Raw genomic sequence first — 23124 nt, forward strand, 5'->3', positions numbered from 1 at the left:
TCGCGGTGGAGCCGTTCGCTGATGCAACGCGACCGGTCCGATGGCGGCTAATGAGTCGTCAGGCCCTTCATTTTACGCGTCCGGGCAGGAATCGGCAGCGGCGCAACGCGCGGTTTCACGGCGGATTTGCGCTTCGTCACGCTTTGTTTCAACTCGTTGCCGCCCCATCTTTCGTTGCGTGGCAAGCTTGTCGATTGGGCATTCGAGACCGACACGGGAAGCCGTGTTTTCTGCTATGCAGCGACGGCTTCTTAAAATCGATTCGCATGCCATATCATTTCCGATACACCATACGCACGATGCGAGGCCGTCGCATGGCACGCATGCCGCACGAACCGTGCGACACGCGTTCACATCTACCGGTTACTTCGAGATGGTTTCGAGCGCGATGCCCTTCGTGCGGGGCCCCATGAATCCGATCGCGGCCATCACGATCACCATCGCGCCGGCAATGAACGCGAACACGCCGAACGTGCCGAAGCCCTTCAGCACGGCCGCGATCACGAACGACGAGAAGATCGCCGAGAAGCGGCTCCATGAGTAGACGAAGCCCACTGCGCGCGCGCGGATCGACGTCGGGAACAGCTCGGCCTGATAGGCGTGGAAGCTGTACGACATGATGTTGCTCGCGAGCGTGAGACCGATGCCGAGCACGATCAGGAACGCGCCCACCGTCGTCTGGCTGAACAGCAGCCCGCAGACGACGATCGCCGCCGCCATCGCGACGATCACCGACTTGCGCTCGAAGCGGTCGGCAATCACGAGGCCGATCAGCGGGCCGAGCGGTGCGGCGAGCGCGATCACGCTCGAATACATGAGGCTCGACGTGATCGTGATGCCCTGCTTGATCAGCAGCGTCGGGACCCAGTTCGCGAAGCCGTAGAAGCCGACCGTCTGGAACACGTTGAAGATCGTCATCATGATCGTGCGGCTGCGGTACGGCGGCACCCACATGTCGCGGAAGCTGCCGCGCGGCGGCACCGGCTCGGCCGGCGCGGGCGGCGGCAGCGGCCGGCCGTATTCGGCTTCGACCTTCGCCTCGAGCGCGCGCATGATGCGATCGGCTTCGTCGACGCGACCCTGCTGCGCGAGCCAGCGCGGGCTCTCCGGTAGCTCGCGGCGAATCCACCACACGAACAGCGCGCCGTGCGCGCCAATCAGCACGACCCAGCGCCAGCCGTCGAGGCCGAGCGGTGCGTGCGGCACGAGCAGGTACGCGAGGAATGCGACCACCGGCACTGCGACGAACCCGACCGCCTGCTCGCACGCGAACGCGCGGCCTCGGATCTGCTTCGGCACGAGTTCGGAGATGTACGTGCCGATCGTCACCATCTCGACGCCGAGGCCGAGGCCGACGACGAAGCGCCAGAAGTTCAATCCGCCTGCCGTATCCTGGAACGCCATCACGACGTTGGCGGCGGTGTACCACAGCAGCGACCACGTGAAGATCGCGCGGCGGCCGAAGCGATCCGCGAGGAAGCCGCATGCGATCGTGCCGATGAAAAGGCCGGAGAACAGCGCGGCGATGAAGCTCGCGACGCCCGTGGTGCCGAACAGGCCGTGCGTCGTCGCGGACAGAATCCCGCTTTTCACGAGGCCCGGCGCGACGTAGCCGCTGTACAGCAGATCGTAGAGTTCGAAGAAGAAGCCGAGGCTCAGCAGCACGACGAGCTTCCAGACGCTGCGGGTCGGCGGCAGGCGATCGAGGCGGGCCGAAATCGAGCCGGCGTCGATGGAAGAGGACGAGGCGGTTGCCTGTGGAAAGCTGTCCGTTGAGACCATCTTGGTCGTGTCTCCTGATCGTGTCGTGTGTTTTGTTGTCCGGCGGCCAGCGGGCCGCCGTCGGGCGATTCGCTGCATTGTACCGGCACGCCGCTCGGGCCGCGTTGCATGGCCAACCGGTTCGGACACCCCACTTTCGCGCCGGCTATTGTGTAAATTGCGTAACGTTCTGTCGGATCTGTAAGGTTCGCCGGCGTCACGACGTTGCGCTGCCGGACTGCGAATGCGACCGTCACGGCCCCGCCGGCAAGGGCCCGCGCGGCAATCGCATGCCCGTGCGGGCACCGCTGTACGCGAAAGGGAAGGCGCACGATCGGCAGCGCCGCGGCCGCCATGCCCCGGTAACATGCTACCGGGCCAACTCCCGGCTTCCGGGCGCCTTGCGGCACCCGGCATTGTCGGCAAAACGTAAGCATTCCATGTCCATACAACGACTATCCACGTACGCACGCCGGATCGCGCTGTTCGCACTGCTGCAGTTCGCGGCGATCGCGACCGCGTCGGCATTTCCGACGGCCGCGTCCGCACCGGGCGCAAGCGGCGTCGGCGTCCCCGTGCCGACGATTTCGCTCAGCGACGCCGTTGCGCAACTCAAGCAGATGCAGGTGCAACAGGACCGCATCAAGCAGCAGACGTCGAACGCGACCAACAGCAAGGAGCTCGACGAGCTCGGTGACGCGACCCAGGAACTGAGCGCCGACGTCGACAAGCTGCAGAGCCAGCTCGCGCCGCAGCGCACGCAGGTCCAGGCGCAGCTCGACGTGCTCGGCCCGCCGCCGGCCCCGGGCGCATCGCCCGAAACACCCGCCGTCGAACAGCAGCGGGCGACGCTGAACGCGCGCAAGGCGCAGATCGACGCGGCGCTGAAGCAGGCCGCCGACCAGAAGACCAACCTCGCGAACCTGAACGACCAGTTCTCGAAGCTGCACCGCAGCCTGCTGAAGAACCAGCTCGCGTTCCGTTCCGGCAGCATCTTCGGCGCGCAGTTCTGGCTGCCGCTGTTCCATCTGTCGCCGGACGACGTGCAGCGGCTCGACGATTTCAACGACGAACTGCGCGACATGCTGCGCTCGTCCTGGACACCCGGCCAGCGCGCGCTCACCACGGTGCTGATGATCGCAGCGCTCGCGGTCTGGCTCGGCGGCCGCCGCATCGTCGAACGCGGGCTCGCGTGGTTCTGCCTGAACCGCCTGCCGCCCACCCGGCTGCGCCGCAGTGCGCTGGCGCTGGCCACGGCGTTCTCGACGCTGCTCGCGACCGCGGTCGCCGTCCAGATCCTCTATCTCGCGCTCGCCCGCCACTCCGAGCTCACGTCGTCGATGACCGATCTGTGGGACCAGTTCGCGAAGCTCGCCGTGACCTGCGCGCTGATCGCCGGCCTCGGCCGCGCGCTGCTCTGCACGAAGCATCCGTCGTGGCGGCTGCCCGCGCTCGCCGATCCCGTCGCGCTCGCGATGAAGCCGTTCCCCGGCGTGCTGGCCGCGCTGCTGCTGATGTCGGGCACGCTCGAATCGATCAACCGGATCGTCGATACCAGCCTGTCCGTCACGCTGTTCGGCCGCGGCATCGTCTCGCTCGTCGTCGCGCTGACCGTCGGCGCGTCGATCCTGCGCGCGAATCGCGTACGCAGCGCGCTTGCGGCATCCGGCGAGGCACCCGAGGATCGCTCGACGCTCGCGGGGCTGATCCATGCGGGCGTCACGCTGGCGATCGTCGTGTCGCTCGGCGCGCTGCTGATCGGCTACATCACGGTCGCACGCTTCATCACCTACGAGCTTGTGTGGTTCGAGATCGTGCTGTGCAGCGTCTACATCATGACGCAGCTGACGCGCGACGCGAGCGAAAGCCTGTTCTCCGCGAACCTGTCGACCGGCAGGCAGATCAAGCACCTGTTCGCGCTCGACGACCGACATCTCGACCAGGCCCATACCGTCGTGTCCGGCCTCGGCACGAGCCTGCTGATGCTGGTCGCGGCGATCGCGTTGCTGACGGGCGGTTTCGGCACGACGCCGAGCGACCTCCTCGACAGCGCAGTCGCGATGATCGGCGGCCAGCGGCTGCAGAGCCTGAACATCATGCCCGACCGGATCATGAACGCGGTGATCGGGTTCGCGATCGGCTTCTACCTGCTGCGCTCGGTGCGCCGCTGGCTCGACAGCGAGTTCATGCCGGCACTCGGCATGGATGCGGGAATGCGCGTGTCGCTGATCACGCTGTTCACCAACGTCGGCTACGTGCTGCTCGTGCTGATGGCGCTCGGGCTGCTCGGCGTCAGATGGAGCAACCTTGCGTGGATCGTCAGCGCGCTGTCGGTCGGTATCGGTTTCGGCCTGCAGGAGATCGTGAAGAACTTCGTGTCGGGGCTGATCCTGCTGACCGAGCGGCCGGTGAAGGTGGGCGACATGGTCAGCATCGCGGGCGTCGAAGGCGACATCCGCCGCATCAACGTGCGCGCGACCGAGATCCAGCTCAGCGACCGCTCGACCGTGATCGTGCCGAACTCGCAACTGATCTCGCAGAACGTGCGCAACGTGACGATGGGCAACAGCACGCAGGGCGTCGCGACGCTGATGCTGACGTTCCCGCTGAACACCGACCCCGAGCAGGTGCGCGACCTGCTGCTCGACGCGTATCGCGAGCATCCGGCGATTCTCGACAAGCCGGCGCCGTCGGTCACGTTCAGCCAGCTGGCGCCCGACGGGATCACGCTGAGCGTCACGGGCTACGTGGCGAGCCCGCGGATCGCGAGCGCGACGAAGAGCGACCTGCTGTTCGAGATCCTGAAGCAGTTGCGGGCGTCGCAGATCACGCTGTCGACGCCGCAGATGCTGGTCGTGCAGAACATGCCGGCAATCGACGGATCCGCCCATCACAAATGAATACGTGATCGGGCGGGCGCAGATCGGGCATCGCCGCGCACGCATCGCTGAAAACGACAAGGGCCGGTTACCGCCTTCGCGGCAACCGGCCCTTGTCATTGAACGTCAACGCGCCCTTGCGGGCCCCTCCGTCAGACGTCGAACTTCACGCCCTGCGCCAACGGCAGCTGACGGCTGTAGTTGATCGTGTTCGTCGCACGGCGCATGTATGCCTTCCACGCATCCGAACCCGACTCGCGGCCGCCGCCCGTTTCCTTCTCGCCGCCGAACGCGCCGCCGATCTCCGCGCCGCTCGTGCCGATGTTCACGTTGACGATCCCGCAATCGCTGCCCGCCGACGACATGAACTGCTCGGCCTCGCGCATGTCGTTCGTGAAGATCGCCGACGACAGGCCCTGCGGCACCGCGTTGTGCACGTCGATCGCGTCCTCGAAGTTGTCGTAGACCATCACGTAGAGAATCGGCGCGAACGTCTCGCGCTCGACCACCGCCGATTGCTTCGGCATCCGCACGATGGCCGGACGCACGTAGTACGCATCCGCGTGACCGACATCGACGCGCTCACCGCCCTTCACTTCGCCGCCCTGCTCGCGTGCGTCGGCCAGCGCCTTCTGCATCGCGTCGAACGACGCACGGTCGACCAGCGGGCCGACGAGCGTGCCTTCCTCGAGCGGGCTGCCGACCTTCACCGACGCATAGGCCTTCTCGATGCGCGGCAGCAGTTGGTCGACAACGCTGCGATGCACGATCAGGCGGCGCAGCGTCGTGCAGCGCTGGCCGGCCGTGCCGACCGCCGCGAACGTGACGGCGCGCACCACGAGGTCGAGGTCGGCGCTCGGCGCGACGATCATCCCGTTGTTGCCGCCGAGCTCGAGGATGCCGCGTGCGAGACGCTGGCTCAGCACCTTCGCGACTTCCTGGCCCATCCGCACACTGCCCGTCGCGCTGACGACCGGCACCTTCTTCGACGACGTCAGCACCTCGCCGACATCGCGCATGCCGAGCACCAACTGGCTCAGGCCCTTCGGCGCGACGCCCGGGTGGGTCTTCTCGAATTCGCGGATCGCCTTCTCGAGCAGCACGTGGCACGCAATCGCGGTGAGCGGCGTCTTCTCCGACGGCTTCCACACGACCGAATCGCCACACACGAACGCGAGCGCCGCATTCCAGGCCCACACCGCGACCGGGAAGTTGAACGCCGAGATCACGCCGCACACGCCGATCGGGTGCCACGTCTCCATCATCCGGTGACCCGGGCGCTCGGACGCGATCGTCAGGCCGTAAAGCTGGCGCGACAGGCCGACCGCGAAGTCGCAGATGTCGATCATTTCCTGCACTTCGCCGAGCCCTTCCGACGTGATCTTGCCGGCTTCGAGCGTGACGAGGCGGCCGAGTTCGGCCTTGTGCTCGCGCAGCACGTTGCCGAACACGCGCACGAGCTCGCCGCGCACCGGCGCCGGCACCGTGCGCCACTTGAGGAATGCGTCGTGCGCGGCGTCGATCTTGCGCTCGGCGTCGGCGGGCGAGTCAACCGCCAGCGTCGCGAGCGTCGCGCCGTCGAGCGGCGAACGCGCGGTCAGCGCATTGCCTTTCCACTGGGCGAGATCGATGTCGAGCGCAGCAAGAATGTCGTTGAATTGCATCACTTCCTCTTCAGGGACAGATTGATCGGTGCGGCGGCAACGCCGCCCGCGTGATTCGATTGGAGCGCGTTCGCGCGCCCTGTGCAAGCGGATGCGCAGCTCGGCAGGCCCGGTGCGCCGCGTGGCGTCGCCGCCGGAAACCCGGCCGGACGGCACGCCCCGGCCTCGCGAGGCACGATCCATGAGACACATTGTCGGTGGCCACAAGTCGGGCCGCTATTGATATTAACTCACGACTTCATTCCCAAAACGCAACACCCGGGCAGGACGAGACCGCTTGATTCGGTACGGTCATGGGACCTGTCCGGGGCCGGTGGCCGGGCCACCGGGCCGGTTTCGATGCGCGATAAGTTGATGACAAAGTTGCATCACCCTGTGCGGAAATATCGTTTGCCGCGCATGCGGCCGGCACATACGATCGGTGCGGCGTCGAGGTGCACCGCACCCGGCGCCCCGACGCGCCGCCGATCAGCGGCCGGACGACAGACGAAGGCATACGCGTCGCGGCCGGTGCACCGGTCGTTCCAGTCGATCCGGACCAAGCCCGCGCAGCAGTGCCGCTGCCCGCCGTGGCGGCCGGCGACGCGTCACGCTTCGTAGCCAAAAAAACAATCCTGGAGACAGCGCCCAGCACCCGCCATGCATTCAGATGCCCGCCCCGACTCGCCCCGTCCGTCCGGCTCGCCGCCCGCGAAGCCGTCCCTCCACCGCGCACTGCAGGCGCGCCATCTGCGGATGATCGCGATCGGCGGCTCGATCGGCACGGGCCTGTTCGTCGCGTCCGGCGCGTCGATCTCGCAAGCCGGCCCCGGTGGCGCGATGCTCGCGTACATGCTGATCGGCCTGATGGTCTACTTCCTGATGACGAGCCTCGGCGAAATGGCCGCGTTCATGCCGGTGTCGGGCTCGTTCGCGACCTACGGCGCGAAATTCGTCGACGAGGGCTTCGGCTTCGCGCTCGGCTGGAACTACTGGTACAGCTGGGCCGTGACGCTCGCGGTCGAACTCGTCGCCGCGCAGCTCGTGATGCACTACTGGTTTCCGCACGTGCCAGGCGTCTGGTGGAGCGCGATCTTCCTCGCGCTGATCTTCGCGCTCAACGCGCTGTCGGTGCGCGGCTTCGGGGAAGCCGAATACTGGTTCGCGCTGATCAAGGTGCTGACGGTGCTCGCGTTCGTTGGCGTCGGCCTGCTGATGATCTTCGGGATCATGCAAGGCGGCCCGAGCGCGGGCTGGGGCAACTTCACGATCGGCGACGCGCCCTTCGTGGGCGGTTGGGCAACGATGCTCGGCGTCGCGATGATCGCGGGCTTCTCGTTCCAGGGCACCGAAATGATCGGCGTCGCGGCCGGCGAATCGGAGAACCCGCGCACGACGATCCCGCGCGCGGTCAGCCAGATCTTCTGGCGCATCCTGCTGTTCTACGTGTTCGCGATCTTCGTGATCGGCGTGCTGATTCCGTACACCGACCCGAGCCTGCTGAAGAGCGACGTCACCGACGTGGGCGTGAGCCCGTTTACGCTCGTGTTCCGCCACGCGGGCCTCGCGTTCGCGGCCGGCGTGATGAACGCGGTGATCCTGACGGCCGTGCTGTCGGCCGGCAACTCGGGCATGTACGCGTCGACGCGGATGCTCTATAACCTCTCGGTCGAAGGCCGCGCGCCGAGGCTGTTCGCGAAGCTGTCGCCGGGCGGCGTGCCGCGCAACGCGCTGTACGCGACGACCGCCGTCGGCGCGCTGTGCTTCCTCACGTCGCTGTTTGGCGACAAGACCGTCTACCTGTGGCTGCTGAACACGTCGGGCATGGCCGGGTTCATCACCTGGCTCGGCATCGCGGTCAGCCACTACCGGTTCCGCAAGGGCTTCCTCAAGCAGGGCTATCGGCTCGACCAGCTGCCATACCGGTCGAAGTGGTTTCCGTTCGGCCCGCTGTTCGCATTCGCGTTGTGCGCGGTCGTCGCACTCGGCCAGGACTACCAGGCGTTCCTCGCCGACAGGATCGACTGGGCCGGCATCGCCGCGACCTACATCGGCCTGCCGTTCTTCCTCGCGATCTGGCTCGGCTACGCGCTGGTGCGCAAATGCCGGCTCGTCCGCTACGAGGACATGGAGATCGCGCCGTGGATCGAGCGCAACGCGACGCCCGAAGCGACGGTAAAGGCCAGTACCGGCTATCCGGCCTACGTTGCCGCCCCGCCCAACCCGACGCCGGGCGCCTGACGCCCGGTCGTGCAACGGCCGCCGCCCGACCGCCGCGGCTGTTGCACTGAAAAACCCATTCGACGCGACGCGCGCGTTCAGGCAAGATCGACGCGCGCCGTCCGTTTTTCCGTCGTGACGAATCACCGAAAACGCATGCAGAACTTCTACGAAGCCACCGTTACCCGCCAGCCCTACCCGCAACTGACCGGCGCCATCGACACGCAGGTCTGCATCGTCGGCGGCGGCCTCGCCGGCCTGTGCACGGCGCTCGGCCTCGTCGAGCGCGGCGTGCAGGACGTCGTCGTGCTCGACGGAGAGCGGGTCGGCTTCGGCGCATCGGGCCGCAACGGCGGCTTCGTGTTCGGCGGCTACAGCCTCGACAACGCGGACCTGCTGCGCACGCTCGGCCGCGACGAAGGCCGCCGCCTGTACCGGCTCACCGTCGATGCGGTCGACCTGATCCGCGCGCGGATCGCCCGCTACGGGATCGACTGCGACATCGTCGACGAGGGCGTGATGCTCGCGAACTGGTTCGACGATCCATCGCGGCTCGACGGCGTGCGCACGCTGATGAAGCAGGAATTCAACGTCGACTGGGAACCCGTTTCGACGGACGCGCTGCGCGCGCGGCTGAAGACACAGCGCTATTACGGCGGCCTGTTCGAGCCGAACGCGTTTCACTTCCATCCGCTCAAGTACGTGCTCGGCGTCGCGGCGGCCGCGTCGCGCGGCGGCGCGCGCGTGTACGAACGCTCGGCCGCGCTCGGCATCGCGCGCGAAGGCGCCGGCTACGTCGTGCGCACGGCGCAGGGCACGGTGCGCGCGAAGGACGTCGTGTTCGCCGGCGGCGGCTATGCGCGCGGCGTGTCGCCGCGCATCGAGCGCGCGGTGCTGCCGATCGCGACCTACGTGATCGCGACCGAACCGCTCGGCACGCGCCTGCCCGACGCGATCGACGCGCCGTACGCGATCTACGATACGCGTTTCGCGTTCGACTACTACCGCCCGCTGAAGGACACGCGCATTCTGTGGGGCGGCCGGATCTCCGTGCTCGACCGAGGCCCCGACGCGATCGCGCGACTGCTGCGACGCGACCTTTTGCGCGTGTATCCGCAGCTCGAAGGCGTGAAGGTCGAATACGCCTGGGGCGGGCTGATGAGCTACGCGCGGCACAAGATGCCGCAAATCGGCCGCGACGCGGACGGCGTGTGGCACGCGATCGCATTCGGCGGTCACGGGATGGCGCCCACCACCGTCGCCGGCGAAGTGCTCGCCGCCGCGCTGGCCGGGGAGCGGCCCGTGCCGGCGGGCTTCGCCGCGTTCGGGCTCACGCGCACGTTCGGGCTCGCGGGACTCGCCGCCGCGCAGCTCACGTACACCGCGTACCAGGCCCGCGACGCGCTCGCGTCGTGCCGGCGCTGAGCGGCGGCAGCAGCCGAAACCGCACGGCCGATTAGAACGAAAGGTCGGCCGGGCCGGCATTTCCCGCATGCTAGAATGGATTTTTCATGCCGCCGCGAACCCACAACAAAGTCACATGAAAGCTGGAAGCAAGGCCGCCACGTCCGAAAGCCGCGCACTTGCGACCGATGCGCGGCGCAAATACGATCCCGAGCAAACCAAGCGCAACATCCTCGACGTCGCCACGCAGGAGTTTTCCGCGATGGGCCTCGCCGGTGCGCGCGTCGACGCGATCGCCGAGCGTACGAACACCACGAAGCGGATGCTGTACTACTACTTCGAAAGCAAGGAAGGCCTGTACGAGGCCGTGCTGGAGAAGGTGTACGGCGACATCCGCGCACTCGAGCAGGAACTGCACGTCGGCGACATGGAGCCGCGCGAAGGCATGCGCCGGCTCGTCGAATTCACGTTCGACTATCACGACAAGCACCGCGACTTCGTCCGCCTCGTGTCGATCGAGAACATCCACGGCGCGAAGTATCTCGAACAGCTGAAGTCGTTCAAGAACCGCAACGTCAGCATCATCAAGACGCTCGAGGAACTGCTCGAGCGCGGTGCGGCGAGCGGCGCCTTCCGCAAGGACATCGACGCGTTCGACCTGCATCTGCTGATCAGCTCGTTCTGCTTCCACCGCGTGTCGAACCGTTATACGTTCGGCGCCGCGTTCGGCCGCGATCCGTCGGCGCCGCGGCTGCGCGCGCGACATCGCGAGACGATCACCGACTCCGTGCTGCGCTACGTCGCCGCGTAGGCGCACCGCGCGATTCCGCCCGAAGGCCGGCCGGCGAGCATTCCACTCGCCGTCCGGCACACCTCCCGAACCTCGCCGCGCCGCCTGCAACCGGCACGAGCCGAGCGCACGCCGCGCGCTGCTTCATGCCGCCTCACGCCGCGCGTGCGTCGCGGGCGAGTCCGTCGGCACGGTCGACGCCAGCGCGATCCGCGCCTTCTCTTCCGGGCTTCCCGCCACGTAATATTTCTTCGCCCAGCTCGAATCCGGTGCGAGCGCGAGCTGCCGCTGCACACCGGCGCCATGCCGTTTCGTTTCGATCGACAGCGCCCGCGCGCGGTAGTGCTCGTAGAGCCGCAGGAATTCCGCGAGATAGATCGCCGCGATCCGCGTGTCGTGAATCTCGAGCAGGTTCTCGTCGTTGTACTGCTCGGAGTTGCGGCTCATGTTCGCCGAGCCCGTATAGACGATCGGGTTCGCGCCTTCCGCATCGATCACGATGAACTTGTGGTGGATCACGACCGGCGGATACATCGGCGCCGGCTCGCCCGGAAAGAGGCGCAGCTCCGGTTCGAAACCCTGCGGCACCGTTGCCGGCGAAAAATAGGCGGCATCGATCACGTCGCGCCGATCGCGCTGGCGATGGTAAAGCTCGAGGTTCGCGAGCGTCGCCGCATCGAGCGACTGCCCGTCGTGCTGCGCGGCATCAGCCTTCGTCGCGCTACCGACGTTGATGCGGTTCACCAGGCCGAACATCATCAGGCCGCGGTCGCCGGCTGCAAAGCATGCGTCGCGCAGCGCAGCGTCGGTCGGCATGAACAGGCAGAACGACACCGAATGCTTCGCGGCCGCGATCGCGGCGACGATCGTATCGATCTCGGTGCGCTGCCCCGCCGGCTCCGGCGAAAACGCGACGCGCACTTGCGCGCTGCCGATCGTCATCGGCGCCGACCAGCCCGCCGACAATTTCGCCGTCTCCGCGATCGGCGGATTCGCAGCCAGCGCGTGCGCACGCGCGTTGTACAGCGCCGCGAGCGCCGGCGAATCGAATGCGTGCAGCACGTTCGCCTGCTCCGTCAGCCCTTCGGTCGTGAAGTTCGCGGAACCGGTCAGCACGCGCGTGGGCGTCACCGCAGTGACCACATTCGCCGGTGCGTCGGTCACGATGAACTTGTCGTGCATGATGTGCGTCCGGTCGCGCGGCGCGAGCGTCGCGAGGCCCTGCAGCGCGTCGACGGCCGGCTGGTTCGGCGACGGCAGCGGCGGCTTGCCCTTGCGCGCAGTCTCGTGCGCGTCGTAGACGATCGCGAGCGACGCTTCGCCATGTTGCCGTCCGAACGCCTCGAATGCGGGCAGCGCCCACAGCGTGTCCGTCAGATGGTAGACGGCCGACACCGCGCGCGACGCGGGGTCGAGCATCGCCGCGAACACCTGTTCCATGTCGTTCGCGAGCCACGTGCGCAGCTTCAGTGCCTGGTCCGCGCTCGGCGCAGCATCCGGCGCGAGCCCCAGTGCCGCGACCTGCTTCGCGAACGCCTGCGAGCTGACGACCGCACGGTTGAACCACGTACCGACACCATCCACGACATGAGCGGGCAACACGACCTCGCACACGCCGGCCTCCGCATCGAGCACCTGCAGGTGCTCCGGCGTGCCGACGACCGGATAGACGTCATAGCGGAATGACGCATCGCGGTCCTGCGGATCGATGCGCGCGTCCCACCACATGAATTTCTGGATCGGCGCCTGGTCGGTCGGTGCGTCGCCCTGCGTGTCGGCGGCCGGGCCGTCGAACGTGAGCCGGTTCGGCAGCCAGCTGTACGGCGCCCGCGTCTTGCCGTCGGCCGTCCAGAAACCCGGCGTGCGCCGGATCGCGAAGCCGAGGAAGTCGGTGCGCAACGCCGCGTCGGGCCAGTCGAAGGCCAGCAGGACCAGGGTCGGAGAAAGATAGCTGCGTACGCTGACGGTCATTCGTTGCTCCTGCCGGGCGGCCCGGTCGAGATGAATGAGTCAGTGTTGACGGTGGTTCTTCCCGTGCGATGACGGTTCGATGAACCTTGTATGTCGGACGCGCGTCAGTCGCACACGAGCAGCTCGATGCCGCGTGCGGTCAGCGCGCGGCGCACGGCCTTGTCCGGCGCGCGCTCGGTGACGAGGTAGCGCGCGGCCGACGTGCCGTTGATCCGCACCGGCGTCACGCGGCCGAACTTCGAATGGTCGGCAACGATGATCGCCGTGCCGGCGGCCGCGATCATCCGGCTGCGCACTTCGGCCGCGAGCCGCGAGTAGTCAGTGCAGTCGCCGTCGGCCGTGATGCCGCCCGCGCCGACGAACGCGAAATCGACATGGTATTGCGCGAGTTGCTGGATCGTATCGAGCCCGAACGTCGCGTCCTCGTCGTCGGACAGTTCGCCGCCGAGCAGCGTCACACGATTGCCGTTGCGCCGCGCGAGCACGAACGCCGTGCGCCAGTCGTTCGTGTAGATCGACAGCCGGTGCCGGTCGGCCAGCGCGAGCGCGACCGCGTGCGGCGTGCTGCCCGAGTCGATCAGCACCGATGCGTCGTCGGGCACGAATTCGGCCGCGCGTCGCCCGATCGTGCGCTTCGCTTCGGCGTTCGCCGCTTCACGCTCGGACAGGCTCGGCTCGCGGCGGTCCGCTGCCAGCGCGCCGCCATGCGTCATCACGAGCAGGCCGCGCGCCGCGAGCGCATTCAGGTCGCGCCGGATCGTCTCGCGCGACACGTCGAGCGAGCGCACGAGTTCGGCTACCGACAGCGCGCCCGATCGTCCGAGCTCCGACAGAATGTATTGATGACGTTGTTCCGCCAGCATCGCAATGCGCCCGAGGCGACTGGTAATGGGTAAGCCGAGCATTGTATTACGGCCGCTTGACCGCCATTTGACGGCGGTGCGGCTGGCGGTCGTCGCGTTTCACGAAAGCGAAATTCTGTATTGCCCGATGCGCGGGAATCGGCACGGCAAGCGGTTGCTACACTTTGCGTTTCGCCGAACGACAAACCATAAAGGGGCTTGGGGAATGTATCGCAAAGGCAGTGTGCTCGAAATCCAGTTTTCGCCAGAACGACTCAACGACGGAGCGGGCGATCCATACTGGATCGACCTGACGCTCGACGAGGCGCGCCGGCTTTACGAACAGCTCGCTGCGCGCTTCGCGACCGACGCGCGCGCGAACCAGCCGCTCGACACGTTCTCGCTCGACTGATCGCCCGTCCCTTCCGCGCGCCACGGCGCGCTTTCATGCCGCAGCACCTTCATCTGGCCGGCCGGTAACGGAATGGCCGGCGCGCCGCCGCGCTCGCGGCACGTCACGCCCACGGCCAACGCGCCGCGCATGGCAACCGCATGCAGCGCGCACGCGCCACGAGCAAGTGCAGAATCCGACAAGACGGCGGCACCGGTTCGACCGATACTGGCCGACTTCACGATTCGTCCGGCCGTATCGCGGCCCGCCACGCATGTTTAACTCGCTCGTCGCCGCGGCGTTCGTCGCGCTGTGGTCCACCGGCTTCATCGTCGCACGGGCAATCAAGCCCTACGCCGATCCGAACCTGTTCCTGCTCGCACGTTTCGCCGGCACGGCCGTGCTGTTCGGCGCGGTGGCGCTCGCCGCGCGCGCGCCGTGGCCGGCCCGCCGCGAATGGCCGCGCCACCTGATCGCGGGCGCGCTGCTGCAAGGCGTCTATCTCGGCGCCAGCTACTGGGCCGTCGCGCAGGGACTGAATGCGGGCGTGATGGCGTTGCTCGGCGCGCTGCAGCCGCTCGCCACCGCCGTGCTCGCAGTGCCGCTGTTCAACGAGCGCCTGCCCGCGCGCGGCTGGCTCGGGATGGCACTCGGGCTCGCCGGCGTCGCGCTCGTGCTCGCGCCAAAGGTCGCGGGCGGCGTCGCGCCGCCACCGGGCGCCGCGCCCGCGTGGTTCGTCGTGGCCGTGTCGATCCTGTCGGTCGGCTCGATCACCGCCGGCTCGCTGTATCAGAAGGGCAAGCTCGCGCAGAACGACCTGCGCACGGCCGTCGCCGTGCAGAACCTCGGCGCGGCGATCGTCGCGGCCGTCTTCGTCGCGCTGCTGCACGAAACGCGCTGGATCGGCGCGCCGGCGCTGTGGATATCGCTCGTGTGGGGCGTCGTGTTCCTGTCCGGCGGCGCGGTCACGATGCTGATGTGGATGCTGCGGCGCGGCAACGCCGCGCGCGCGACGTCGTTGCTGTTCCTCGCGCCGCCGCTCGCCGCCCTGCAGGGCTATCTGCTGTTTGGCGAAACGCTCGCGGCCGTCCAGCTCGCCGGCTTCGGGCTCGCGCTGGCGGGCGTCGTGCTCGCGCGGCGCTGACGCGAGCGAGCGAGCGAAAGCAGGAAGCGTCCGTCACCGCGCCCCTTCCATGCATCGAAACGAAGCATCCGCGTGCACGCCGGAGTCGACGCGCCCCGCGCGCTGCCCCATGACGATGCAGCGCGTCTCGCCAATGCAACGCGCGGTCGCCGGATCGCATGCCCGGCGCGGCGCCGGACCGCGATTGCGCTTATGATGGGCGCCTTGCATTTCGTTCCGGAACCACCCTCCATGACATCCGCCGATTACGCCAGCCGCCAACGCGCGATCATCGCCGAACTGAACGTCACCCCGCACTTCGACGTCCATGCCGAGATCGCCCGGCGCGTCGACTTCCTCGCGCAGTACCTTCGTTCGACCGGCCTGCGGACCTACGTGCTCGGCATCAGCGGCGGCGTCGATTCCTCGACGGCTGGACGGCTCGCGCAGCTGGCGGTCGAACGGCTGCGCGCCGACGGCTACGACGCCCGCTTCATCGCGATGCGCTTGCCGAACGGCGTGCAGAACGACGAAGCCGATGCACAGCGCGCGCTCGCATTCGTGCGCGCGGACGAGACGTTCACGGTCGACGTGAAGCCGGCCGCCGACGCGATGCTCGCATCGCTCGTCGCCTCCGGCCATGCGTTCGAAAACCCGGCACAGCAGGACTTCGTGCACGGCAACATCAAGGCACGCGAACGCATGATCGCGCAGTACGCGGTCGCCGGCGCGCGACGCGGCATCGTGATCGGCACCGACCACGCGGCCGAATCGCTGATGGGTTTCTTCACGAAATTCGGCGATGGCGGCGCGGACGTGCTGCCGCTCGCCGGCCTGAGCAAGCGCCGTGTGCGTGCGGTCGCCCGCGCGCTTGGCGGTGACGAACTGATCGTGATGAAGGTGCCGACGGCCGACCTCGAGGAACTGCGTCCGCTGCGCCCCGACGAGCACGCGTATGGCGTCACCTACGACGAGATCGACGATTTCCTCGAAGGCAAGCCCGTGGCCGACAGCGTGTACGAAACGGTGCTGCGCTTCTACGACGGCTCGCGCCACAAGCGCGCGCTGCCGTACACGCCGTTCGACTGGCCGGCCGCGTAAGCCGGCCCCGTCGCCGCAACACCCTGCCGCGCCGCGCGGAACCTGGCGGTTACGCGCGGCACGTGCACGACGGGCAACGCTACGCGTGCCCGCCCGTCTTCTTCGCTTGGAGTGCGCGAATCCGCATCCGCGCGCCCGTATCGCTGACCGTCGCGTCGTACATCGTCGCGAGATCGCGTTTGAGCGCGGTGCGCGAACCGCCGTCGAGATACACCATGTGCCCCGACGGATAAAAGCGCGCGGACAGGTTCTGCCGCACTTTCTGATCCTCGAGCGGCATCTGCTGCAGGTCGATCACGGTCTGGTAGAACGGCGTGACGAAATCGTAGAGGCCGTTCGCCGACAGCACCTTCAGGTCGACGTTCAGCGCCATCACCGCGGCGAGATCACCGGCCGTATAGAGGATCACGTTCCCCTTCGCATCGATGCCCTGCTGCGCGCCGGTCGGATCGATATGGCTGAAGTCCCAGTTCTGGAATGCCTGGTCGTTCAGGTCCGTGAACGCGGAATTCGACGTGAACTTCAACTGCTCGTTCAGGTAGCTGTTCCACATCGCCGTGTAGACACCCGTCACGGCCGTCATCGTCGGGTCGTTGCCGCCCGAGTTCGGATCGATCTTGCCGGCGATGCCCGACGAGATCCCGGTCACGCGGCCGTCGTACGAACCGAGCGCGAGCCCCTGCGCGTGCAGCAGCGTCGTCAGGAACAACGAATTGCCACGCGCGTCGTAGCCCGCGATGTCGAGCCCCCAGGTCTGCAGCGTCGCGGTGTCGATGCCCGTGTAGTCCGACAGCTTCCGTACGGCGGCCGGATCGGCATGCGGCACGTTGCGCAGTGCGCTCAGGTAGTCGGTACGCGCGAACTGCGCGACTTCCTCGACGAACGTGCCGAGATCGGTCGGCGCGGGCGTGACGCCGAGCTTCTTGTGATACCACGCGTCGGCCGCTGCGGTCGGCAGCGCGCCGACCGGGTTGCCGGCCTGCCGGTAGTCGAGGATCGACGACTGCAGCGTGATGCCGTTCAGGTCGACGCCGTCCTCGTGCAGCTTGTACGCGAGCACGCAGCTGCGCGCGGTGCCGTACGACTCGCCGAACAGGTATTTCGGCGAATTCCAGCGGTTGTTCTTCGTCAGGTAGCGCTTGATGAACTGCTTCAGCGAATTCGCGTCCTGGTCGACGCCCCAGAAGTTGCGGTTCTTGTTCGGCGCGACGGCCGCCGAATAGCCGGTGCCGACGGGGTTGATGAACACCAGGTCGCTGTGGTCGATCATGCTGTCCGGATTGTCTTCCATCTGGTACGGCGCAGGCGGCGTGAACCCCGGCATCGAGGTCTTGATGCGCTTCGGCGCGAACGAGCCGAGCAGCACGAACACCGACGACGATCCGGGACCGCCGTTGTAGAAGAACGTGACGGGCCGCGTTTCCTCCTTCGCGCCGTCGGCCGTGAACGCGACGTAGAAGATCTTCGCGGCCGGCTGCGAACTGCTCGGATCGACCGTCACGAGATGGCCGGCTGTCGCCGTGTACGCGAGGCGCTTGCCGTCGATCAGGATCGTGTGGTGCGTGATCGCAGCCGCTTCGGTCGTGTCGGTGACCGAGTCGTCGGGGCCATTGCCGTACGCGACCGGATCGAAGAACGGCTGGTCGCGGCCGTGGCTCAGCGCGACCGGATTGATGGTCGGCGGCACGCCATGCGAATTGTGGTCGCCGTGATGCAGCGGATACACGCCGCCGGAAGATGCGGAATCGATGCCCATCGTGCTGCTCCTGGAGGTGAGAAAAAGGCGCGGGCCGGAAGCCCGCGCCATACGAAAAGCCGTGTACCGCGGCCGTCAGCTCGACGGCTTGCGCGTCAGGATCGCCGCGAGCTGCGCGCCGTTCGGGCTGCCGAGGCCCGTGCACGCATCCCAGCCCTGCGCGGCCGCATACGCGCCGTTCGAGCCGTGCGTGATGTCGCGCAGCGCACCCGGGTTCTTGTACAGCACCGGGTTGACCCAGCCGACGGCCGTACCGCCCGCCGCATTGATCCGTGCGATCAGCGCGGCCCACAGTGGCGCGACCGCGCTCGTGCCGCCCATCACCGTGGCCGTGCCCGCGATCGACACTTCGTAGCCCGTCTGCGGCGACGCATCGCCGGCGACGTCCGGCACGCCGCGCTTCGCGAGCGGTGCGCTGCTGCCATCGGCGCGCGTGACGGTCAGCCCCTGCTGCCACGCCGGCAGGTCGAACAGCGTGCTGACACCGCCCCCGCCCGCGCCGCCGCCGGCCGCCTCGTCGTTCCACGTGACCTCGCTGCGAATGCCCTGCCCGGGCAATGCATCGAGCTGCGTGCCGCCGCAGCCGAGCACATACGGGCTCGATGCGGGGAAGTCGACGTGATCGGCGCCGTCCTGCAGCCCGTCGCCCGAGCCGCTGTCACCGGATGCCGCGCACACCGTGATGCCCTGCGCGGCCGCTGCCTGCAGCACGCGGTTGAACGCCTGCGCGGATTGCGCCTGCCAGATCGCCTCCGGGCCGCCCCAGCTGATCGAGATCACCGACGGTTTGTTGGTCCTGTCGCTGACGGCCGCGTTGACGGCCTGGACGAAGCCCGCGTCGCTGTTCGGCGCGAAGTAGACGGCGATCTTCGCGGCCGGCGCGATTGCGCCGGCAATCTCGATGTCGAGGGCGACTTCGCCGTCCGGGCCGCTCGGGTCGCCGGTCGGTGTGTTGCGGCCGGTGCCGACGTTCACGTCGACGAGCGTCGGCGGCGTCTTGATGCCGAGCCCGTGGAAATACTGCTGGATGTCGGCCGCGCGGTAGCCACCGCCGAGCTCGATGATCGCGATGCACTGCCCGGCACCGTCGCCGGCCGGGAAGCCGTACAGCGACGCCAGCTGGATCGGGGTGAACGTGACGCCCGCCGCGCCGCCGCGTGCGGGCTTGAACGGCGGTCGCAGCCGGAAGTGCGGCCGCGCCTGGGGGCGGCTGTCGAGGCCGAGCACGGCCGTGACGACATCGCCGAGATCGTCGGGCAGCGCGATCGGGCCGGAGCGGCCGCGATACTGGCCGATCGACTGATGCTCGAAGCGCTCGAGCTTGACGCTGAACGCGGCTTCGAACTGCTGGATCGTGCCGGACAGGACGACGACGCTTTCAACGGGATCGACGCGATCGACCGTCAGCTGGTGGTGACGCGCGAAGTCCTCGGCCTTGCGAATGTCGTCGGGATTGGCGGAAAAGCGTTGCGCGAAGGTTTCGCGCGACACCGGTTTCGCTTGCGCGTCGCCGGCGGCGAGCTGGTGGACCAACGTATCGAGTTGCCCTTCTTCCTGCCGCCGCAACATGATCGTGACGTGGATGCGTTCTGCCGGATCGCACGGGCCGAGGCACTTGGACTCGGCGACGATTCGGGGTTCACGGTCGGCGTGAAGATGCCTTGCCATGTTCAGACCCTCCTTGGTACCGCGTTGCACGGAACAGCCAGGAAATCGGACATGGCCGGCGGAAGTCGGTTCCGTTCGGTCAGTCGGTTCGCGAATGCGCGAAGTTGAAGGGAGTTTAGATCAGTCAGACGATTTGCGCGCACGCCCTTCTGCGGCGGGGCATGGCCACGAAGGCCGGCATTGCACGCGGCCTCTGTCGATCGTCACATCGCTGCCGAGCGGCAGCGATGTGACGATGCGGCTCAATCCATCGACAGCCGCAGCGCGAACCCGATGAGCGCAGCGGAAAACGTCCAGCGCTGGACCGTCTGCGCGAGCGGATGCGCGCGCATCCACGCCGCGATGCGCGACGCGCCGAGCACGCATGCGAGGTCGAAGCACACGCCGGCCGCGACCAGCAGCGCGCCGAGCTCGAACATCTGCCACACGACGGGCCCGGCCTCGGGGCGCACGAACTGCGGCAGCAGCACCGAGCAGAACAGCAGCGCCTTCGGATTCAGCAAGTTCGTCAGCAGCCCCTTGAAGAACGACTGCCGCAGTTCGCCCGGGGCCGCCTCGTCACCGTCGCCGAGTGTGAACACCGGGGAGCGGAACACCTGGATCGCGACGTACGCGAGATAAAGCGCGCCGCCGTAACGGATTGCCTCGTACAGCCACGGCGCGCTGCGGATCAGCGCCGCGACGCCGCACGCGGAGAGCGTCACGTGCGCGGTGCGCGACAGCGAAAGGCCGGCCGCCGCCGCCATGCCCGGGCGCACGCCGCGGCCGATGCTGGTCTGCAGCACGAGCGCCATGTCGGGCCCGGGCACCGCGTAGATGGCCGCCAGCGCGGCGAGATAAATCAACAGCAAATGCGTGGAAATCATGGTCTGCCCCCGTCCTTCAATGACGATATGTTGCCGCTGAAGGTAGAGGGATTACTGGCCATCTTTGGCTCAGGATTGGCGATTCATAGCGGAATCCGCCACAATTACGGAATCCAGACAAGGTTTCCGCCAACATGACCGAACTCGACAAAACCGATCGCGCGATTCTCGCCGCGGTGCAGCGCGACGGCCGCCTGCCGATCGCGCGTCTCGCCGATTCCGTCGGCCTGTCCGAAACGCCGTGCGCGCGGCGCCTGAAACGTCTCGAGAACGACGGCTACATCGAGCGCTACCGCGCGCAGTTGTCACGCCAGGCGCTCGGCTTCGGCGTCGTCGCGTTCGTGCTGGTTCGGTTCGCGACGCACGATCGCAAGGTCGCCGACCGGTTCGAACGGGAAGTGCTCGGCATCGAGCGGATCCTCGCGTGCCACAACGTCGCGGGCACGGCCGACTACCTGCTGCAGGTGGTCGCGCGCGATCTCGACGACTACGGCACGTTCCTGCGCGACTCGCTGCGGATGCTGCCTGGCGTCACGTCGATCGAATCGGCGCTGTCGTTGCGGGAGGTGAAACACGATGCGGGGTTGCCGGTGCCGTGATGCAGACAGCGGCTCGCTCAGGCGTGACACTCGTCCACATTGCCGGCGTTGTCCGACCTCACGCGGCCTCACACGACGTCGGGCGACTGGTGCGCGCGTTCGAGATCCTCGAGGAACGCCTCGACGAGCGGATCGCCGCGCCCGTCGCGCGCCACGACCATGTGGAACGTGACCTCGTAATGCAGCCGATCCGGGTTGAGCGGCGCGAGGAGCCCCTGCGCGACATACGGCGCCGCGAAGTGCTGCGGCAGGTAGCCGAGGTTATGGCCTGACAGGATCAGCAGCGCGACCGCCTCCATGTTGTCTGCGGTCGCGCTCACGCGATCGGGCGTCGTCGACATCTGCGCCTCCGGCAGCGGATACGAGCGCCAGGCCCATTCGAATCCCGCGACGTCGGCCGGCGTCAGCGCGCCAGCGCGTTCGAACAGCGGATGGCCGCGACCGCAGTACGCGACCTGCCGCTCGATGAACAGCGGCGTGTAGTGCAGCGTCGGCACGCGATGCCAGAAGTAGCCAACCGCGATCTGGATCTCGCCGTTCAGCAGTTTCTCCTCGAGATCGCCCGGCGCACGCACCGAGATCGAGAAGCGCACGGCCTCGTCGCGTGTGCGGAACGCGGCGATCGCCTCCGCGATCCGCGCGTTCTGGCTGACCGGCGTATGGCCGATCAGGCCGATACTCAGCGTACCGACCAGCTGGCGGTCCATGTGCCGCGCGGCCATCCCGAATTCGTCGAGCGCGGCGAGCAGCTTGCGGCTCATCGCGTGGAACCGCTCGCCCTTCGGCGTGAGCCGGAAGCCGCTGCGGCCACGCTCGCACAGCCGGTAGCCGAGCCGCGTCTCGAGCGACGACAGTTGCGCGCTGATCGTCGACTGGCCGACGTTCAGCATCGCCTGCGCCGCCGACACGCCGCCCGCGTCCGTGACCGCGAGAAACACGCGGATCAACCGCAGATCGAGGGTCGACAGATTCCCCAGCACGCTATTCCCCTTCCATACATCGATGAAAATCGATGTTTACGTCGATATCTTCGCATTCTTCTTTCCCGCCGGACGCGTAAAACTATGCGCCAAGCCGCGTCGAATGATACGGCAACCCCACATCGGAAGAGACAAGCCCATGAACGACCACACCCATTTCCAGCCGCTCGGCGGCAATGAAATGCCGCGCAGCGGCGGCATCGCGACGATGATGCGCCTGCCGCACGTGACGAGCGCTGCCGGCCTCGACGCGTGTTTCGTCGGCGTGCCGTTCGACCTCGGCACCTCCAATCGCACCGGCGCACGCTTCGGCCCGCGCCAGATCCGCACGGAATCCGTGCTGCTGCGCCCTTACAACATGGCCACGCGCGCCGCGCCGTTCGATTCGCTGCAGATCGCCGACATCGGCGACGTCGCGATCAACCCGTACAACCTGCACGATTCCATCGCGCGCATCGAGACCGCGTACGACGCGATTCTCGCGCACGACTGCAAGCCGATCACGCTCGGCGGCGACCACACGATCGCGCTGCCGATCCTGCGCGCGATCCACCGCAAGCACGGCAAGGTTGCATTGATCCACGTCGATGCACACGCCGACGTGAACGATACGATGATGGGCGAAAAGATCGCGCACGGCACGCCGTTCCGCCGCGCGGTCGAGGAAGGCCTGCTGCATGGCGACAAGGTCACGCAGATCGGCCTGCGCGGCACCGGCTACGCCGCCGAGGATTTCGACTGGTGCCGCGAGCAGGGCTTCCGCGTGGTCCAGGCCGAGGAATGCTGGAACAAGTCGCTCGCGCCGTTGATGGAAGAAGTGCGCGCGCGCATCGGCGACACGCCCGTCTACATCACCTTCGACATCGACGGCATCGACCCGGCCTACGCACCGGGCACCGGCACGCCGGAAATCGCCGGCCTCACGGTGCCGCAGGCGCTCGAGATCATCCGCGGCGCGAAGGGGCTGAATATCGTCGGTTGTGATCTCGTCGAAGTCGCGCCGCCGTACGACCCATTCGGCACCACCGCCCTGCTCGGCGCGAACCTCGCCTACGAGTTGCTGTGCGTGCTGCCCGGCGTCGCGTACCGCGACTGATCCCGGCGCACAACCTATTCAAAATCAGAGGATT

17 protein-coding genes are annotated in these 23124 nt (G+C 67.5%); 9 read left to right on the plus strand and 8 right to left on the minus strand.

Translation table 11 applies throughout. From position 1 onward, the window contains the following. Positions 1-363: 363 nt before the first annotated feature. Complete coding sequence (locus DIE11_RS32620) at positions 364-1782, minus strand: MFS transporter (RefSeq protein WP_124629491.1); 1419 nt, start codon at positions 1780-1782, stop codon at positions 364-366. Between the two features lie 419 nt (positions 1783-2201). Here DIE11_RS32620 and DIE11_RS32625 point away from each other — a divergent pair, with 419 nt between their 5' ends. Then, a complete protein-coding gene (locus DIE11_RS32625) occupies positions 2202-4661 on the plus strand; it encodes a DUF3772 domain-containing protein (RefSeq protein ID WP_124629492.1) in 2460 nt (819 codons plus the stop codon). A gap of 131 nt (positions 4662-4792) precedes the next feature. On the opposite strand, the gene DIE11_RS32630 is transcribed toward DIE11_RS32625, so the two are convergent. Next, positions 4793-6304, minus strand: a complete 1512-nt coding sequence (locus DIE11_RS32630; protein WP_124629493.1) for an aldehyde dehydrogenase family protein — start codon at positions 6302-6304, stop codon at positions 4793-4795. A gap of 639 nt (positions 6305-6943) precedes the next feature. On the opposite strand from DIE11_RS32630, the gene DIE11_RS32635 reads away from it, so the two are divergent. The 3 genes from DIE11_RS32635 (at position 6944) to DIE11_RS32645 (ending at position 10718) form a co-directional block, all read left to right on the plus strand. Continuing rightward, a complete protein-coding gene (locus DIE11_RS32635) occupies positions 6944-8524 on the plus strand; it encodes an amino acid permease (RefSeq protein ID WP_124629494.1) in 1581 nt (526 codons plus the stop codon). A 135-nt stretch (positions 8525-8659) separates the two neighbouring features. Further along, positions 8660-9928: an FAD-binding oxidoreductase gene (locus tag DIE11_RS32640; RefSeq protein WP_124629495.1), complete on the plus strand. Its 1269-nt coding sequence runs from the start codon at positions 8660-8662 to the stop codon at positions 9926-9928. Between the two features lie 115 nt (positions 9929-10043). Beyond that, on the plus strand, positions 10044-10718 hold the full coding sequence (locus tag DIE11_RS32645) for a TetR family transcriptional regulator (protein ID WP_059464545.1): 675 nt from the start codon (positions 10044-10046) through the stop codon (positions 10716-10718). 123 nt (positions 10719-10841) lie between these two features. Here DIE11_RS32645 and DIE11_RS32650 read toward each other — a convergent pair whose 3' ends face one another. After that, the gene (locus DIE11_RS32650; RefSeq protein WP_124629496.1) at positions 10842-12668 is read right to left on the minus strand and encodes a phospholipase D-like domain-containing protein; all 1827 of its coding nucleotides are present in this window, start codon (positions 12666-12668) and stop codon (positions 10842-10844) included. Positions 12669-12772: 104 nt separating this feature from the next. Beyond that, positions 12773-13531: a DeoR/GlpR family DNA-binding transcription regulator gene (locus DIE11_RS32655; RefSeq protein ID WP_059598728.1), complete on the minus strand. Its 759-nt coding sequence runs from the start codon at positions 13529-13531 to the stop codon at positions 12773-12775. A gap of 205 nt (positions 13532-13736) precedes the next feature. Here DIE11_RS32655 and DIE11_RS32660 point away from each other — a divergent pair, with 205 nt between their 5' ends. The 3 genes from DIE11_RS32660 to nadE all read left to right on the plus strand — a co-directional run bounded on the left by DIE11_RS32660 (position 13737) and on the right by nadE (position 16125). Next, a complete protein-coding gene (locus DIE11_RS32660) occupies positions 13737-13922 on the plus strand; it encodes a hypothetical protein (protein ID WP_006752380.1) in 186 nt (61 codons plus the stop codon). Positions 13923-14175: 253 nt separating this feature from the next. Beyond that, entirely contained in the window at positions 14176-15045 is an 870-nt protein-coding gene (locus DIE11_RS32665) for a DMT family transporter (RefSeq protein ID WP_059598729.1), read from the plus strand. A gap of 231 nt (positions 15046-15276) precedes the next feature. Then, positions 15277-16125: an ammonia-dependent NAD(+) synthetase gene (gene nadE, locus DIE11_RS32670; RefSeq protein ID WP_124629497.1), complete on the plus strand. Its 849-nt coding sequence runs from the start codon at positions 15277-15279 to the stop codon at positions 16123-16125. Between the two features lie 79 nt (positions 16126-16204). Here the strand turns inward: nadE and DIE11_RS32675 are convergent, their stop codons facing one another. The 3 genes from DIE11_RS32675 to DIE11_RS32685 all read right to left on the minus strand — a co-directional run bounded on the left by DIE11_RS32675 (position 16205) and on the right by DIE11_RS32685 (position 20415). After that, positions 16205-17881 carry a S10 family peptidase gene (locus tag DIE11_RS32675; protein WP_124629498.1) on the minus strand — a complete coding sequence of 559 codons (1677 nt, stop codon included), beginning with the start codon at positions 17879-17881 and terminating at the stop codon, positions 16205-16207. A gap of 75 nt (positions 17882-17956) precedes the next feature. Further along, a complete protein-coding gene (locus DIE11_RS32680; RefSeq protein WP_124629499.1) occupies positions 17957-19549 on the minus strand; it encodes a protease pro-enzyme activation domain-containing protein in 1593 nt (530 codons plus the stop codon). 242 nt (positions 19550-19791) lie between these two features. Continuing rightward, entirely contained in the window at positions 19792-20415 is a 624-nt protein-coding gene (locus tag DIE11_RS32685) for a LysE family translocator (RefSeq protein WP_059598733.1), read from the minus strand. A 134-nt stretch (positions 20416-20549) separates the two neighbouring features. Here DIE11_RS32685 and DIE11_RS32690 point away from each other — a divergent pair, with 134 nt between their 5' ends. Beyond that, positions 20550-21014, plus strand: a complete 465-nt coding sequence (locus DIE11_RS32690; RefSeq protein WP_044848788.1) for an Lrp/AsnC family transcriptional regulator — start codon at positions 20550-20552, stop codon at positions 21012-21014. A 68-nt stretch (positions 21015-21082) separates the two neighbouring features. Here DIE11_RS32690 and DIE11_RS32695 read toward each other — a convergent pair whose 3' ends face one another. After that, complete coding sequence (locus tag DIE11_RS32695) at positions 21083-21994, minus strand: LysR family transcriptional regulator (protein WP_124629500.1); 912 nt, start codon at positions 21992-21994, stop codon at positions 21083-21085. A gap of 139 nt (positions 21995-22133) precedes the next feature. Here DIE11_RS32695 and speB point away from each other — a divergent pair, with 139 nt between their 5' ends. Further along, positions 22134-23090 (plus strand): agmatinase, encoded by a 957-nt coding sequence (speB, locus tag DIE11_RS32700; RefSeq protein WP_124629501.1) that lies wholly within the window; start codon positions 22134-22136, stop codon positions 23088-23090. Positions 23091-23124 lie beyond the last annotated feature (34 nt).

The organism is Burkholderia sp. Bp9012 (assembly GCF_003853825.1).
GTDB classification, from domain to species: Bacteria; Pseudomonadota; Gammaproteobacteria; order Burkholderiales; family Burkholderiaceae; genus Burkholderia; species Burkholderia diffusa.